At 63.1% G+C, this 16361-nt stretch carries 15 protein-coding genes; 10 read left to right on the forward strand and 5 right to left on the reverse strand.

All coding sequences use genetic code 11. The features are described 5' to 3' along the window. Positions 1-83 precede the first annotated feature (83 nt). From FJQ89_RS04125 to FJQ89_RS04145, 5 genes are all read left to right on the forward strand, one after another. A complete protein-coding gene (locus FJQ89_RS04125) occupies positions 84-1472 on the forward strand; it encodes a TIGR03013 family XrtA/PEP-CTERM system glycosyltransferase (protein ID WP_141169159.1) in 1389 nt (462 codons plus the stop codon). Next, a complete protein-coding gene (gene prsK / locus FJQ89_RS04130; protein ID WP_141169160.1) occupies positions 1469-3520 on the forward strand; it encodes an XrtA/PEP-CTERM system histidine kinase PrsK in 2052 nt (683 codons plus the stop codon). The genes FJQ89_RS04125 and prsK overlap by 4 nt, the downstream gene beginning before the upstream one ends. Positions 3521-3532: 12 nt before the next feature. After that, the gene (gene prsR, locus FJQ89_RS04135) at positions 3533-4888 is read left to right on the forward strand and encodes a PEP-CTERM-box response regulator transcription factor (RefSeq protein WP_141169161.1); all 1356 of its coding nucleotides are present in this window, start codon (positions 3533-3535) and stop codon (positions 4886-4888) included. 118 nt (positions 4889-5006) lie between these two features. Continuing rightward, on the forward strand, positions 5007-5921 hold the full coding sequence (locus FJQ89_RS04140; RefSeq protein ID WP_141169162.1) for a hypothetical protein: 915 nt from the start codon (positions 5007-5009) through the stop codon (positions 5919-5921). Positions 5922-6128: 207 nt separating this feature from the next. Further along, positions 6129-6698, forward strand: a complete 570-nt coding sequence (locus FJQ89_RS04145) for a DUF1439 domain-containing protein (RefSeq protein WP_141169163.1) — start codon at positions 6129-6131, stop codon at positions 6696-6698. A 12-nt stretch (positions 6699-6710) separates the two neighbouring features. Here the strand turns inward: FJQ89_RS04145 and FJQ89_RS04150 are convergent, their stop codons facing one another. Beyond that, the gene (locus tag FJQ89_RS04150) at positions 6711-6947 is read right to left on the reverse strand and encodes a DUF7661 family protein (RefSeq protein WP_141172618.1); all 237 of its coding nucleotides are present in this window, start codon (positions 6945-6947) and stop codon (positions 6711-6713) included. Positions 6948-7169: 222 nt separating this feature from the next. Here FJQ89_RS04150 and FJQ89_RS04155 point away from each other — a divergent pair, with 222 nt between their 5' ends. Both FJQ89_RS04155 and FJQ89_RS04160 read left to right on the forward strand, forming a co-directional pair. Beyond that, the gene (locus FJQ89_RS04155) at positions 7170-7811 is read left to right on the forward strand and encodes a hypothetical protein (protein ID WP_141169164.1); all 642 of its coding nucleotides are present in this window, start codon (positions 7170-7172) and stop codon (positions 7809-7811) included. Between the two features lie 118 nt (positions 7812-7929). Further along, the gene (locus FJQ89_RS04160) at positions 7930-9975 is read left to right on the forward strand and encodes a M13 family metallopeptidase (RefSeq protein WP_141169165.1); all 2046 of its coding nucleotides are present in this window, start codon (positions 7930-7932) and stop codon (positions 9973-9975) included. Positions 9976-10009: 34 nt separating this feature from the next. On the opposite strand, the gene fdx is transcribed toward FJQ89_RS04160, so the two are convergent. From fdx to lpxO, 3 genes are all read right to left on the reverse strand, one after another. Further along, positions 10010-10342, reverse strand: a complete 333-nt coding sequence (fdx, locus tag FJQ89_RS04165; protein WP_141169166.1) for an ISC system 2Fe-2S type ferredoxin — start codon at positions 10340-10342, stop codon at positions 10010-10012. 60 nt (positions 10343-10402) lie between these two features. Further along, complete coding sequence (locus tag FJQ89_RS04170; RefSeq protein ID WP_141169167.1) at positions 10403-10801, reverse strand: DUF6331 family protein; 399 nt, start codon at positions 10799-10801, stop codon at positions 10403-10405. Positions 10802-10884: 83 nt separating this feature from the next. Further along, positions 10885-11784 (reverse strand): lipid A hydroxylase LpxO, encoded by a 900-nt coding sequence (lpxO, locus tag FJQ89_RS04175; protein ID WP_141169168.1) that lies wholly within the window; start codon positions 11782-11784, stop codon positions 10885-10887. Between the two features lie 144 nt (positions 11785-11928). On the opposite strand from lpxO, the gene FJQ89_RS04180 reads away from it, so the two are divergent. From FJQ89_RS04180 to FJQ89_RS04190, 3 genes are all read left to right on the forward strand, one after another. After that, positions 11929-12354: a hotdog fold thioesterase gene (locus FJQ89_RS04180; protein WP_141169169.1), complete on the forward strand. Its 426-nt coding sequence runs from the start codon at positions 11929-11931 to the stop codon at positions 12352-12354. Positions 12355-12609: 255 nt separating this feature from the next. Next, positions 12610-14190, forward strand: coding sequence for a methyl-accepting chemotaxis protein (locus FJQ89_RS04185; RefSeq protein ID WP_141169170.1), 1581 nt, complete (start codon positions 12610-12612; stop codon positions 14188-14190). An 80-nt stretch (positions 14191-14270) separates the two neighbouring features. After that, on the forward strand, positions 14271-14807 hold the full coding sequence (locus FJQ89_RS04190) for a CPBP family intramembrane metalloprotease (RefSeq protein WP_168208364.1): 537 nt from the start codon (positions 14271-14273) through the stop codon (positions 14805-14807). On the opposite strand, the gene FJQ89_RS04195 is transcribed toward FJQ89_RS04190, so the two are convergent. Beyond that, positions 14789-16291 carry an MFS transporter gene (locus FJQ89_RS04195; RefSeq protein WP_141169172.1) on the reverse strand — a complete coding sequence of 501 codons (1503 nt, stop codon included), beginning with the start codon at positions 16289-16291 and terminating at the stop codon, positions 14789-14791. The two genes, FJQ89_RS04190 and FJQ89_RS04195, sit on opposite strands and share 19 nt — an antisense overlap. Positions 16292-16361 lie beyond the last annotated feature (70 nt).

The following is a 16361-nucleotide window of genomic DNA, read 5'->3' on the forward strand; positions in this document are numbered from 1 at the left end:
TTCTTGGAACAGTTCGCCATCATGGCAAGACAGCAGCAAGCCGCCCTGTGCGCGGCGTGATGTTTTTTGCCGCAGGAGGAACCATGATCCGCATCTTCAGCCATTATGTCTCGAAAACAGCGTTTATCTTGCTGTTGCTGGAAATCCTGATCCTGCTGCTGTCGGCCACCCTTACATCGATGCTGTGGCTGGCGGACGGTAGCCGCGTGCTGCGCGTGGGCGAGATTTACCTGTCGTCGACGATCTTTGCGCTGGTCATCGTGCTGAGCATGAGCGCGCTGGGCATGTACCAGCACCGCTCGCGCGAAGATATCCGCAACACGCTATTGCGCATCCTGCCATCGTTCGCGCTGGGCTTTGCCCTGCTCAGCGTCTTGATCCGCTTCGTCCCGTCCCTGCATTTCGGGCGCGGCAGCGTGCTGATCTTCGGCCTGGGCGCCATCGGCGTGCTGCTGGCGCGCCTGGTGGTGTTCAAATCTTCGCAATCGGCGCTGATGGAAGGCAGGCTGATCCTGGTGGGCGGCGGGGCGCTGGCGCGCGAGTGCATGGACTTGGCGGCCAGCAAGATCGGTTTCCACCAGTTTACGGTGGTCGGCTGCATCGATGTGGCAGGAGAGCAATGCTGCGTGCCTGCCTCGGCCTTGCTGCCGGCCGAACCGTCGCTGCTGGCCATGGCCCAGCGCCATGCGGCGCATGAGATCGTCGTGTCCGTCAGCGACCGGCGCAATGGCGCGTTTCCTGCCAAGCAACTATTGGAATGTGCGCTGGGCGGCGTCAAGGTGATCGACGCGGCCACGTTTTTCGAGCGTGAAGCGTGCCAGATCCGCATCGATTCCTTGCAACCGAGTTATCTGATCTACGGCGGTGGCTTCGACCAGAGTTTTTTCCGCGCAGCCTCGAAGCGGCTGTTCGACCTGGCGGCCAGCGGCGTCATCTGCCTGGCCGCGCTGCCCGTGATGCTGGTGACGGCCCTGTGCATCCGCCTGGAAGACGGCGGCCCCGTGTTTTACCAGCAAGAACGGGTGGGACGCGACGGCTTGCCCTTCAATGTGCTGAAATTTCGCAGCATGCGCTGCGATGCGGAGCGCGACGGCAAACCCATCTGGGCGCTGGCCAACGATGCCCGCATCACGCGCGTGGGTAATGTCATTCGCAAGCTGCGCATCGACGAGTTGCCGCAGATGCTCAATGTGTTTCGCGGCGAAATGAGTTTTGTCGGGCCACGCCCCGAGCGCGCCTATTTTGTCGAGCAACTAAAGCAGCAGGTGCCGTACTACAACATCCGTCACAGCATCAAGCCGGGCATCACGGGCCTGGCGCAGGTGCGCTACCAGTATGGCGCCTCCGTCGACGATGCCGTCAAGAAGCTGCAATACGATTTGTATTATGTGAAAAATAACAGCCTGTTCCTCGACTTGCTGATCTTGCTCGACACGGTGCAGGTGGTGCTGTTTGGCAAGGGCAGCCGATGATGCGGTCGCAGTCAGACTGGCTGGCGGCGGCCGACGCGGCGGCCCTCAGCCATGGCCTGGCGTCGCTGGCCTTCTTTGTGCTGGCGCTGCTGCTCATCAGCAACTGGCGCGCGCGGCAAAATGTGCGCGCCTTGCTGGTCGCTTGCCTGGCGACGGGCGGCTGGGCCACGGGCACGGTGGTGCTGGTGCTGCTGGGGCAGCGCATCGCGCTGGCCGGCGATGCGCTGGAACTGCTGCGCACCCTGGCCTGGCTGGTGTTCTTGCTGTTGCTGCTCGAACCGTCGCGGCCCCGCTTGCGCCTGGTGCTGGTGGGCATCGTCCTCACGGCGCTGGCGCCAGCGTTGTCTGCGCTGGCCTCGTCGTGGCTGGCGTTGCCTTTGCCGGCGCGCATCATCGCCAGCGTCAGCCGTTTGCTGCTGGCCGTGCTGGGCATGCTGCTGGTGGAACAGTGGTACCGCAACACGCCGCCCCTGAAACGCTGGGGCATCAAGTTCGCCTGCCTGGGCGTGGGCGGCCTGTTCGCCTACGATTTTTATCTGTACAGCGACGCCTTGCTGTTTCGCGCGATCAACGATGACATCTGGGCCGCGCGCGGCATCGTCGACGCCCTGTGCGCGCCGCTGCTGGCCGTCTCGGCCGCGCGCAATCCCGGCTGGGCGCTGGGCTTGTCCGTCTCGCGCCAGATGCTGTACCGCTCGGCCGCCTTGCTCGGTTCGGCAATCTATCTGCTGGCCATGGCGGCCAGCGCCTATTATTTGCGCTATTTCGGCGGTACCTGGGGCTCCTTGATGCAAATGGCTTACCTGGGCGGCGCGGCCCTGTTGCTGGCGGGCGTGCTGTTTTCCGGCAGCTTGCGCGCCAAGCTCAAGGTCAGCATTAATAAACATTTTTATAATGCCATCTTCGATTACCGCGAAGAATGGTTGCGTTTTACCCGCGCCTTGTCCGAAGATGGCCCGGCCTTGGGCGAACGCACGATACAAGCGATGGCGCAGTTGGTGGAAAGCCGCGCCGGCGCGTTGTGGATCTTGCGCGAGCAGGGGCAGTTTACCCCGGCCGCCAGCTGGAACTGGCCACCGAGTACATGGAGCGAGCCGGCGTCCGGCCCCCTGTGCCAGTTCCTGGAGGCAAGACTATGGGTGATCGATGTGCCCGACTGCCAGCACAACCCGCTCCAGTACGGCGGCTTGCAGTTACCGCCGGCACTGCTGGCGCTGCCCGACGTATGGCTGCTGGTGCCCTTGATGCTGCATGGCCAGCTGTTCGCCTTTGTCGCGCTGGCGCGGCCCCGCACGCGTATCGGCCTGAACTGGGAAATCCGCGACGTGCTGAAAATAGCCGGCAGCCAGGCCGCCAGCTACCTGGCGCACCGCGAATCGCTCGATACCCTGACGGTGGCGCGCCAGTTCGACTCGTTCAACCGCATGTCCACCTTCATCGTGCACGACTTGAAAAACCTGGTGTTTCAATTGTCGCTGCTACTGAGCAATGCGGAAAAGCACCGCGCCAATCCCGCCTTCCAGGAAGACATGCTGGGCACGCTCGACCATTCCGTGCAGAAAATGAAGACCTTGCTGCAAAAACTGGCGCGTGGCGAGGCGCCGGAAGCACCGGCACCGCTGCTGCTCGATGGCTTGCTGCGCCAGGCCGTGGCCGCCAAGGCCAGCCTGGCGCCGGCGCCCCGGCTGGAAATCGTCGATGGCGAGCTGACGGTACTGGCCAACCGCGCGCGCCTGGAGCGCGTGCTCGGTCATTTGATCCAGAACGCCATCGAGGCGACGGCCAGCGATGGCACGGTGGACGTGCGGCTGCGGCGCGTACAGCATACGGCCGTGGTTGAACTCGACGATACGGGGCAGGGCATGAGCGAGCAATTCATCCGCGAACGCCTGTTCAAACCGTTCGACACGACGAAGACGGCGGGCATGGGCATCGGCGTGTTCGAAAGCCGCGAATACCTGCGCGAAGTGGGCGGCAGCCTGGAAGTGCGCAGCGAGCCGCAAGTGGGCACGACGTTTCGCGTGATCCTGCCGCTGCATGCGGCATAGCAAAGGAGTGCCATGGGCAAACAAAAACTGCTGGTCATCGAAGACGATCCCGGCCTGCAAAAGCAGCTGCACTGGAGTTTTGACGGCTATGACGTCTTGCTGGCGGGCGAGCGCGAAACGGCGCTGGCGCTGGTGCGGCGCCACCAGCCGGCCGTGGTGACGATGGACCTGGGCTTGCCGCCCGACCCGGACGGCGCCACGGAAGGCCTGGCCACCCTGCAGCAAATCCTTGCGCTGGCGCCGGACACGAAAGTCATCATCCTCTCGGGCAACCAGGAACGCGCGCATGCGTTGAAAGCGATTGCCCTGGGCGCCTATGATTTTCACCAGAAACCGTTTGACGCCGACATGCTGGGCCTGGTGATCGCCCGCGCGTTCTACTTGCACGCGATGCAGCAGGAAAACCGGCGCATGCTGCAGACGCAGGCGGACTCGCCGCTGGCGGGCATCGTCAGCCGCGACCCCGGCATGCTGAAACTGTGTCGCAGCGTGGAAAAAGTGGCGCCCTCGTCGGCAAGCGTGATGCTGCTGGGCGACTCGGGCAGCGGCAAGGAGCTGATTGCGCGGGGCTTGCATGCGCTGTCGAGCCGTCATACACAGCGCTTCGTCGCCATCAATTGCGCGGCGATTCCCGAAAACCTGCTGGAAAGCGAGCTCTTCGGCTATGAACGGGGGGCATTTACGGGCGCGGCGCGACAAACCCTGGGCAAAATCGAGCTGGCCCACGGCGGCACCTTCTTTCTCGACGAGGTCGGCGACATGCCGATGGCGCTGCAGGCGAAACTGCTGCGCTTCTTGCAGGAACGGGTCATCGAAAGGGTGGGCGGGCGCGCCGAGATCGCCGTCGATGTGCGCATCGTCTGCGCCACGCACCAGGACCTGAAAGTGCTGGCGGAACAGGGACGTTTCCGCGAAGACCTGTTTTACCGGCTCAGCGAAATCGTCTTGCGCATTCCTCCGCTGCGCGAGCGGGCCGGGGATGCGGCCTTGCTGGCTCACCACTTCAAGAACAAGTTCTGCGCCAGCGAAGGACGCAGCAACCTGCATTTCAGCGCCGGTGCGCTGCAGCTGATCGAAAGCTATGGCTGGCCCGGCAATGTGCGCGAGGTGGAAAACTGCATCAGGCGCGCCGTCATCATGAGCGACGGGCCGCAGATCGCCGCTGACGACCTGGGTTTGCCCGCCAGCGCCCAGGCGGCACCCGTGGACGAGGCCATCAACCTGCGCCAGGCCCGCGAAGCGGCCGAATACAAGGTGATGGTGCGCGCGCTGGCGCGGGCCGACGGCAATATCGCCCGCGCGGCCGAACTGCTGGGCGTGAGCCGGCCCACCCTGTACGACCTGATGGGGCATCACGGCATCAAGTAGGCAGCTAAATAAGTAAATGTATTAAAAATCAATATTGTGTATGGCGTCGCACATACGTGGCGGCGCCGGCGCGGCATGCTTCCCCCAGCAACTTAATCAAGTCAACAGGGAGAATTCCATGCAAGCTACACAACTGTCCGCGTCGGACCTGAACAATCCTGGCGTGTCCTGGGGCGCCGTGCTGGCGGGCGCCGCCGCGGCCGCCGCCTTGTCCTTCATCCTGCTGATCCTCGGCGTGGGCCTGGGCCTGTCGTCCGTGTCGCCATGGTCGTTCAACGCCACGGCCATCGGCGTGTCGACCATCGCCTGGCTGGCCTTCATGCAGCTGGCCGCGTCCGGCATCGGCGGCTACCTGGCGGGCCGTCTGCGCGTGAAATGGAGTTCCATCCACACGGATGAGGTGCATTTCCGCGATACGGCGCATGGCTTGCTGGCCTGGGCCGTGGCCACCTTGCTCACCGTGGCCGTGCTGGCCGGCGGCACGCGCGCCGTGCTCAGCGGCGCCATCGATGCTGGCAGCGGCGTGGCGGCGGCAGTGGCACCGGCCGCAGCGGCTGGGGCCGGTGCGGCCGGTGCGAAGGCCGGCGAGGGTGGCGGCAGCGCCAATCCGCTCGATTATTTCTCGGACATGCTGCTGCGCGCCGCACCAGCGGCTGGTACGGGCGAGGCGGGTGGTACTGTTGCCGACCAGCGCGTGGAAATCGGCAAGATCTTCGCAACAAGCCTGTCCACGGGCAGCCTGGCCGCCGATGACCGCGCCTACCTGGGCCAGGTCGTGGCCAGCCGCACGGGCTTGACGCAAGCTGAAGCGGAAGCGCGCGTCGACGCCGTCTACGCCCGCGCCACCAAGGCCGCCGCAGATGCCAAGGCGAAAGCACAGCAGGCGGCCGACACGGCCCGCAAGGCCGGTGCCCACACGGCATTGTGGATGTTCGTCGCCTTGCTGCTCGGTGCTTTCGTCGCCAGCCTGGCGGCAACGTTTGGCGGCCGCCAGCGCGACCATGAGCGCGTGCTGCGCCACGTGACCATTTAAATCATCCATTTCAATCTAGGAGACTGCCATGCGTTCCATCCTCTTGCTGCTGCTGGGCATCCCATTGCCCATCGTCATACTGATCGCCCTGTTCGTGCATTAATATGATGTTGACGTAAAAAAACGGCGCCCGCCGCAAGCCGGGCGCCGTTTGTGTTGAAGCAGGCGCATGTGTAAGATGGCGCCATCTTTCCACCGAGACTATCCATGACTGTGACCGCCATCCGTCCCTTGCTGAAAACCGCCGCCATCGCCGCTTTTGCGTGCGCCATGCTGGCCTCGTGTTCCACCCTGATCGGTCCACGCGACGTGAATGTGTCGCTGAGCAAGATGCAGCAAGGCCTGGAGCGCCGCTTTCCCATCGACAAGCGTGTGCTGTCCGTGCTGGACGTCAAGCTGACGCATCCGCAACTGTCCTTGCAGCCCGAGCGTGAAAGAGTCGCCCTCAGCGTCGATGCCAGCGTCCTGCCGCCGTTCATACGCCAGAGCTGGCGCGGCAGCCTGGCCATGTCGGGCCGGCTGGTGCTCGACGCCCGGCGCAATGCCGTCTACCTGAGCGAAGCGAGCGTGGACAAGGTCAGCATTGACGGCATGGACGAGTCGCAGCAGCGCCAGTTCGCCAAGGTGGCCAGCCTGGTGGCCGACCAGCTCATGCATGAAACGCCGATCTACACCTTCAAGCCTGACGAATTGCGCTATGCGGGCGTGCAATTCGTGCCCACGCAAATCAGGACGACAGGCAATGGCTTGACGGTGACGTTTGAGCCGGTGAAGTAGGCTAAGTAAGCCCTAGGCCTCGAACGCGGGCGAGCTGATTTGCGTGGCCGTGTTGTTGCGCGGCGTCGCCTCTTCATGGAACAGGTCCGCCAGGTATTCGCACAGCGCATCGGCTTCAATATCGTCCGGAATAATGAAATCGGCGGGGCGGCGTTTGCCTTCCGCACCGAGATAGAATGCGCGCCATGCTCCCGGATTTCCCCGGACGGCAATCAGCGTGCCGAAAATATTGAATCTGCATTCCTGCATCAAGCTGCTCCATTCCCTTGCTCAGGCTTGAGCATTTATTGTGCTATAGTAATATTTACTTATATAGTAACATTTACTGATTTGGGGCGGGCGATGATGAATATCAGCACTGCGGGAATCCGGTCTGGGACGCTGTCTGGCTCAGAAGGCAATAAAACGTCATCGGATAAGGCACCGGCCACGCAGGCGCCAACCACCGTCGGCGCCGTGGCCGACGAGGTCGTGATTTCGACCCTGGCCGGGCGTTTGTCGGCGGCCTCGACGGCCACCAGCGCCACCATCCGGGGCTACGATCATGCGGCGCTGGGTGCCTGGGTGAATGACAATACCACCGACATCCTGTATCCGCTGGACGCCGAACACAAGGCGGCCGCCGCCAGTCAGGTGCCGCAACCGAATGACGCGGCAGCCGCAAAGTCGGCTGCTGCCGCCACAGCGTTTGTCGACAGGAAGGGCCCCAATCCGTTTGCGGGCTTGTCGCGCGAGCAATTGTCTGCCATTTCGAACGATGACAGCGGCACATTCACCATCAACGAGCGGCGCGCCGCCTTTACGCAGGCCTATGATGAAGAACAAGCCTGGCGCACCCAGGTCGTGGCGCAAGCCATGCAGGAATACAATACCACCGGCAAGATGACCAGTTTCTTCAAGTCGGTGCTCGCGCATTTCAATACATTGCCGCAGCTGGAGCAGTCGCAATATCCGGCCAATTATGCGAGCGACCTGGAAGACAAGATCAAGCTCGATTTCAATTATTTCAATCACGCGGCCGGCAATGGCGGGCCAACGCCGGGTTCGCTTGCAGACATGCTGAAAAATCAGGATAAAAAAGACCTGGACCTGTTCGATCTGCTGATCCGCTAATCCCTGGGATTGTTCAACTGTCATTGTTGCCCACTGGCAGGCCGACTATAATTCGGCCTCCCATGCCTGGACACAGCATGTTCCCCAACATGAAGTTAAAACAATTAAAGGAATCTTCGTGAAACGTTCACTCATCAGCGCCGCCTGCTGCGCCTTGCTCGCCTTATCTTCGCCATCGCTGTACGCCCAAGCCACCAACGCTACCGCGTTAGTCTCCGGCATCGACCTGAAAACCCTGGACCCGGCAGTGAGCCCCCGCGATGATTTCTATGGCTACGTCAACGGCGTCTGGACCCGCAATACGGATATCCCGGCCGACAAATCCGTCTGGGGCACGTATATCGAACTGCGTGAAATCGCGCAAGGCCAGCTGCGCGGCCTGATCGATGCTACCGTCAAGAACCCCGGCAAGCCCGGCAGCGAAGCGCACAAGATCGCCGACCTGTACACGAGCTTCATGAATGACAAGGCGCGCAATGCTGCCGGCTTCAAGCCCCTGCACGCCGAACTGGCCCGCGTCGCCGCCGTCAAGGACAAGAAAGACTTGCCGGCGCTGTTCGCCTACCTGCAGGGCAATGGTGTCGCCACGCCGTTTTCCGCCTATGTGGCGCCCGACGCGCAAGACCCCGAGCGGTACACGGTCAACATCAGCCAGTCCGGCCTGGGCTTGCCTGACCGCGATTATTACCTGAAGGAGGACGACGCCAAGCTGCAAGCCGTGCGCGCCAAGTACCTCAAGCATATCGAAACCATGCTGGCCATGAGCGGCGACAAGGCCGCTGCCGACCACGCGGCGCAAATTCTCGACATCGAAACGCGTTTGGCGGCAGTGCAGTGGACGCGCGTGCAGATGCGCGACCCCGTCAAATCGTACAACCGCGTCGACTTCGACAAATTTACGGCACTGGCGCCGGCCTTCGACTGGAACGCTTACTTTACCGCCGCCGGCCTGGCGCCGAAAGCCTCTTCGGCCGTGGTGCGCCAGCCCAGCTTCATGACAGGGTTTTCCGAGACCGTGGCCGCCGTGCCGCTGGCATCTTGGAAGAGCTACCTGAACTGGCGCATCATCGAAAGCTATGCGTCTTACCTGGACAGCGCCACCGTCAAGGAGCGCTTCGCTTTCGACGGCACGGTGCTGCGCGGCGTGCCGCAAAGCGAACCGCAGTGGCAACTGGCGCTGCGCTTCACGGATGGCGCCATCAGCGACGCCGTCGGCAAGCGCTACGTGCAAATGTATCTGCCGCCGGAAACGAAGCCACGCGTGATGGCCATGTTCGACAATTTCGTCGCCTCGTTCAAGGATGGCATCGAGCAACTCGACTGGATGGGCCCGGAAACCAAGAAGGAAGCCCAGCTCAAGCTGGCAGCGCTGAAGCCGAAGATCGCCTACCCGGATACCTGGCGCGACTACAGCAGCATGCAGACGCGGCCGAACGATCTGATCGCCAACGTGCGCGCCGCGCGCGCATGGAGCCGCCAGCAAAACCTGGGCAAGCTGGGCAAGCCTGTGGATCGCGACGAATGGTCGATGACGCCGCAAACCGTCAACGCCAGCTACAGCCCGGCCCTGAATGCCATCACGATCCCGGCCGCGATTTTGCAGCCGCCGTTTTTCAACGTGAAAGCGGAAGATGCCGTCAATTATGGCTTGCTGGGCATTACCTTCGGCCATGAAATCAGCCATGCCTTCGACGATTCCGGCAGCCAATATGATGCCAAGGGCCGTCTGCGCAACTGGTGGACGGCGCAAGACCGCACGGCCTTCAAGGCGCTGGCCGCCGGGCTGGTCAAGCAATACGGTGCCTACAGCCCCGTGCCTGGCTACCATATCAATGGCGAGCTGACCCTGGGTGAAAACATCGGCGACAATTCCGGTCTGTCGATCACCTACAAGGCCTACCAGCGTTCCTTGAACGGCAAGCCGTCGCCCGTCATCGATGGCTTGACGGGCGAACAGCGGCTGTACATCGGCTTTGCACAGAAGTGGCGCGCCAAACTGCGTCCGGAAGCGGCCATCGCCCAGATCAAGAGCGACCCCCATTCGCCGGGCGAATTTCGCGCCAAGGGCACGGTGAAAAACCAGCCCGGCTTTTACGAAGCGTTCGGCATCAAGCCGGGCGACCCGATGTATCTGCCACCCGAGCAGCGCGTGATCATGTGGTAAGCATGGTCAGATAAGCCGGCCGCCACGCCAGGGACTATTCCTTGGCGTGGTTGAGGGTGTACCTGGGCAGCTCCACCGTCAGGTCTTCCTGCGCCAGGCGCGCCTGGCACGACAGGCGCGAGTGGGGCTGCAAGCCCCAGGCCTGGTCGAGCATGTCTTCTTCATTGTCGCCCAATTCATTGAGCGACTCGAAACCCTGCAGCACGACCACGTGGCAGGTGGAGCAGGCGCCCACCTGACCGCAGGCATGTTCCATGTCAATCTTGTTGAGCAGCAAAGCGTCGCAAATACTCATTTTCTCGGGCGCGTCGAACACGGCGCCCTCGGGGGCCAGCTCGGGATGGGGCAGGACGGTGATGGTGGGCATGCGGGATTCTCCTTGAGTTCCTTGAATACCGTTAGCTTGGACCTTCCCGCCTTGGCAAGGTCAAGCCCCCGCGCAATCCTGCGCGGTGATGCACTCGTCCAGATGCTCGAGCAATTGCAGGAACACGCGTTTATCGGCAAAGTGATTCATCGTGGCACTCGTCAATACATCGCTGGCAGCGGCCGTCACGGCCTCCTTGGCTGCCATGCAGGCGGCATGTAGTTGTGCGCGATCCAGTTCCAGCAGCGCCGTAGCGACACCTTCGCGCGTGAAGTCGTAGGCATCCATGCCGCAGCAGCCGGCCACGCAATGCGTTTCCAGGCGGCAGATCAGCGGCCACAGCCCATCGAGCAAGGCATCGATGTCGATCGCCTGGGCATAGCGGCCGTCAAGATCGATGAATTCGATCCAGGCGTCGTCGCCGATCTGGATATCGTACTGGCGGTCGCGTTCGGTCATTTTCTAAAATTCTCCTGGTCAGTGGCATTGCACTATAAAAAAACCGCCCGAAGGCGGTTTGATCAAACAGGCAAGGCCGGTTGCTAGATAAAGTAGATCAGCGCGATGACGCCCACCACCAGGACCACGCGGGTGAGCTGGTAGGCTGTCTTGTTCCACGCCTTGAAGCGGCGGCGGTACTGGCCCATGGTCCAGGAAATCTGGAACAGTTTGCTCACGCCACCCACCTGGTCGCCCAGTTCGTTGGGCGAGGCGGCGGCCGTCATCAGGGTGCGCCCCAGCCAGCGGTTCAGTCCTTGCGCCCAACGGTAGCGCATCGGGCGCTCGATGTCGCAGAACAGGATGATGCGGTCGCTGTCCGCATCGTTGCGGGCCCAGTGGATATACGTTTCATCGAACATCACGGCCTGGCCGTCGCGCCAGCTGTGGCGTTCGCCATCGACGTCGATGAAGCAGCGGTCGTCGTTCGGCGTCTGCAAGCCCAGGTGGTAGCGCAGGGAACCGGCGAACGGGTCGCGGTGGGGGTTGAGCTTGCCGCCTTGCGGCAGTTCCGCGAACATGGCCGCCTTGATCGAGGGAATCGATTGCAGCAGCGCATAGGTTTGCGGACACATCTGCTGTGCCGAGGGGTGATTCGCGTCATACCATTTCAGGTAGAAACGCTTCCAGCCATATTTGAAGAAGGAGTTGAAGCCCACGTCATTGTTCTTTTCCGCCGCCTTGATCTTTTTCATTTCCTGCATGCGCAGCGCTTCATCACGGATGATTTGCCAGTTCTGCTGCAGCGGCGCCAGTTCCGGAAATTGATCGACGGAAAGATATGGCGTGGCCGGTACCTTGGAAAAGGTGTGCATGAACAGGTTCAGCGGCGCCATGAACGAGGAGTGATCGAAGATCTGGCGGCGAAACGGCAGGCGTACCTTGCCACGAAAATGAATATGTAAAACAGAAAACACAAAAATGCCCAGCAAGGCCCACTTCATACACAACCTCGTTTTGAAAGAATGGGGCAATTATAACCAGTTAATGCCTTCGCCACCCCGTGCCACGGTGAAGGAAGGATGAAGCAGCGCGTGCGCGCCGGCTGCCCTACAATGGTTTTTTCTCTACACATATCCGAGGTAATCATGGAAATCTGGCACGCACCGCTCGACCTGGCCACGCTCAACGCCGCCAGCGAGGGCACGGCCATGCGCCACCTGGGCATCGAATTCACGGCCTTCGGCCCCGACTGGATCGAGGCGACCATGCCCGTCGACCGCCGCACCATGCAGCCGTTCAAGCTGCTGCATGGCGGCGCTTCCGTCTTGCTGGCCGAAACCTTGGGCAGCATGGCCGCGAATGCCTGCCTCGATAATCGCCGGCATGTCAGCGTGGGGCAGGAAATCAACGCCAACCACGTGCGTGGCGTGCGCGGCGGCCTCGTGACGGGGCGCGCCACGCCGATACACCGGGGCCGCAGCAGCCAGGTCTGGGAAATTCGCATCGTCGATGACGGCGGAAAACTGTGCTGCATTTCGCGCATCACCATGGCCGTCATCGACGCTCCTTGACTTGCATCAAAGCATTAAAAGTGAACGCGTGGAATCATCCACAACGCTGTTCGCTTATAATTCAGTGTGCTGTTGTGCCTGTGTGGGAGTTTTTCCGCGCGCATTCACATTGCCCGAAATAGAAGCTGACTGCCCAAAAAACGCCAGTTGGATACTGATATTGCTCTCTATGCAATATCGGCAAGTGACGGTGAGCAGATCGCTGGTTTTTAGATGACCGGCAACAATCAACTTTATTACAGGGCAATAACAATAATGATGTCATTCAATCGTTTGACGATAGGCGCGCGCCTGAGCGCAGGCTTCGGGCTGCTGGTGGTACTCATGCTGGTGCTGGCCGCCTTCGCGCTGCTGCGCATGGGTGCCATCTCCGGCGCCATGGATGCGCAAGAAAAAGTTCAACTGGAAAAACTCGACCCGCTGTACGTGGCGCGCGAAGCGCTCGATCAGACCGGCATGGCCGCCCGCAACGCGTATATCTTCCACGACCAGGCCGCCGCTGAAAAAGAGCTGGCCATCCTCGACAGCCAGAAGGCGCTGTACCTGGAAGCGCTGGCCCGGCTGGCGCCAAAGTTTGCCGGCGATGCCCAGTTCGAGAAAGTCAGCACGGGCCTGAAAACCATGGCGCAGGAACTGCAGCGTCCGCGCCAGTTCCGTGCCACGGGGCAGATGGAGCAGTACGGCACCTTCCTCGTCGACGAGTGCAGCCCGTTGCGGCGCCAGATCGTCGCCGACATCGATGCTGTCCTGAAAAACGTGCAGCGCGAATCGGAGCAGGCCAGCGTGGCCGCGCGCGCCATCTACGGCCAGTCGCTGCGCTGGATCGGCGTGCTGGCCGCGCTCAGCGTGCTCATTTGCATTGCGGTCGCCACCGTCATCACGCGGGGATTGCTGGGCCAGCTGGGCGGCGAACCCGCGTATGCGGCCTCGATTGCCGGCCGCATCGCGCTCGGTGAACTGGCCATCGACGTGCACACGCGCGATGGCGACGACAGCAGTTTATTGTTCGCCATCAAAACCATGCGCGATAACCTGGCTGCCATCGTCGGCAAGGTGCGCCTCGGTACGGAAAGCATCGCCACGGCCTCTACCGAGATCGCTTCGGGCAACCGCGACCTGTCGCAACGCACGGAGCAGCAGGCCGGTTCGCTGGAAGAAGTGGCCTCGTCGATGGAAGAACTGATCTCCACCGTGCGCCAGAATGCGGACAACGCGCAGCAGGCGAATCATTTGGCGCGTGAAGCGTCGAAGGTGTCGGAGCAGGGCGGCAAGGCCGTAGCCGAAGTGGTGCATACCATGGGCCTGATCAATGCCTCGTCGAACAAGATCGTCGACATCATCGGCGTGATCGACAGCATCGCCTTCCAGACCAACATCCTGGCCTTGAACGCGGCCGTGGAGGCGGCGCGCGCCGGTGAGCAGGGGCGCGGCTTTGCCGTGGTCGCCACCGAGGTGCGCAGCCTGGCACAGCGTTCCGCCGCCGCCGCGCGCGAAATCAAGACCCTGATCGACGATTCCGTCAGCAAGGTGGGCACGGGCACGCTGCTCGTCGAGCAGGCGGGCGCCACCATGCATGAGGTGGTGGCCGGCATCGGCAGGGTGACGGGCATCATGGCCGAGATCAGCCACGCCACGCAGGAGCAGGGCGCCGGCATCGAGCAAGTCAACCGCGCCATCGTCGACATGGACCGCGTGACCCAGCAAAACGCGGCCCTGGTGGAACAGGCGGCCGCCGCCGCGCACGAACTGCAGCAGCAGGCGGCGCAGCTGGAACAGGAAGTGGGGATTTTCAAACTGGCCCAGCCGGCCAGCGGTCCTCTGCGCCTGGCGGCCTGAGGCCGATCTTGCAGCAGCGCGGCGCGCCAACAGGCATGTTCCGCGCTACAATGAGAGCTGGATCACCGCCAGGACTTCTCATGCAAGTGCGCAGCAGCCACGATCTATCCAGCCCGGACGACGAGCAAGCGGCGCCGCCCGTGCTGCGACTGGCCCTTGCCGGCCTCGGTTGGGGCTTGCTCACCTGCATGCTGTGCTTTGCCATCCTGTTCCTCACCAAATGGCTGCTGCCGCCCGCCTACTGGGGCGCGCACACGGGCCTGGCCAAGTTCAAGCACGAAATGTCGCTGCCCCTGCTGGTGTTCTGGGTCGTCATCTATTCTCCCATCCTGGAAACCTTCCTCGGCCAGCTGCTGCCGCTGGAAATCCTCAAGCGCCTGGGCGCCAGCCGCCAGCTGAGCATTTTCATCGGCGCCCTCCTGTGGGCCATCGTGCATTTCATCAGCGGCGGCTTGCTGCACGCCATCGTCGCGCTGGGCTCGGGCGCCATGTTCAGCTTTGTCTACCTGCGCTACCGTGCTCCCGGCGTGGCTGTTGCCTATGCGACAACGACATTTTCCCGCGCCTGCAATAACATCGCCGTCCTTGTTGCTGTTTTCTACGGCCTGGATACATAGACGCCTTCTTTATTCCTGAGCAAATACGGCACCAGCGCCGCCAGCGCCACGGCCAGCCAAGCCAGGCCGTTCAGTAGCAGGCGGAAAGCGGCGTCATAACTGGCGCGCAGCAGCGTTTCGTGGCCGCCCAGCAGCTGTGTCGCTTGCGCGATATCGCCGAGCGCGGCGCGGCTGGCGGCCGCCAGCACGGGCAGACCGGCGGGCAGCTGGCGCGCCAGGCCTGTGCCGATCAGGCCGGCCAGCATGGCACCCGCCAGGGCCAGCGCCAGCCCATCGGCGCTGATGCGCACCGTATTGAAGATGCCCGTCGCCATGCCGGCCCGCTCTGTTTCCACCACGTTCAGGGCCATGCCATCCATCAAGCCCCACGGCAAGCCGATGCCCGCGCCGATCAGCAGCAGGGGGCCGGCCAAAGTGCCAGCGTCACCGCCACCGAGCACCTGCGCCAGCCAGGCCAGGCCCGCCGCTGCCAGCAGCAAACCCGCCGCGCACACGCTGCCGGCCTTGACCCAGCGCAACAGCAGCGCCGCCAGCATGGGCACGAGCAGCAGCGGCGCGGCCAGGGCGATCATCAAACGGCCCGCCGCCAGCGCGGACATGCTGTCGATGCCGATGAAGCGCCCCGGCAGCATGACGATCAGCACGATGAACAGGAAGGCGGGCGAGGCGGCCAGCACTTGCACCGCGATAAAGCGGCGCTGGCGGAACAGCGATAAATCGAGCAGGGGCTGCGCCGTCCGGCGCTCGATCGCGCCAAAGGCGAGGAACAGCAGCATGGACGCGGCGACGGACAGCAGCACGGCCCCGCTGCGCCAGCCGTTTTCGGGCACCAGCAGCATGCCCAGGGTCAACAGGGCCAGCGCGGCGCTGAAGCTGAGGGCGCCAAGCCAGTCCAGCCGGCTATTGCCGCGCGGCGGATCGGCCGGCACGCTGCCCCAGACCAGCAGCATGCCGATGGCGCCCAGCGCGGCCGTGGCGTAAAAAATGGCGGGCCAGCGGGCCAGCGCCAGCATGGCGCCGGCCGCCAGCGGACCGAAGGCCAGGCCCAGGCCGAACGTCGTGCCCAGCACGCTCATCACGCGGCTGCGCGCCGCGCCGTGGAACAGCGGCGCCAGCGACGACATGGCGGCGGCGAATGCGGCCGCGCCACCGAGGCCCTGCACGAAGCGCAGCGCGGCGATCCATGCCACGGAGGGCGCGTGGGCAATGGCCAGGGTCGCCACGCAAAACAGCGCCAGCCCCGCCAGCCAGACGCGGCGCCGTCCCAGCACGTCCGTCAGGCTGCCCGCCACCATCATGGCGCTGCCGTAGCTGAGGATATACGCATTGATGACCCAGTTCAGCGCGGCGGCGCTGCCGTGCAGTTCGGCGCCGAGGGCGGGCAGCGCCACGGCGGGGCCCGTAAAACACAGGGGTATCAGCAAGCCTGTCAGGCAGGCGGCCAGTACTTGCAGGGGGAGTGACAGTGGTGAGGAAGAGGGCATGGGATCGGCTCGGAAAGAAGGAGCGGCGAGTATGGCGCGCCCGTCATTGAAGAAAAATGGGCTAAACTGA

This window comes from Janthinobacterium tructae (assembly GCF_006517255.1).
Classification (GTDB): Bacteria; Pseudomonadota; Gammaproteobacteria; order Burkholderiales; family Burkholderiaceae_D; genus Janthinobacterium; species Janthinobacterium tructae.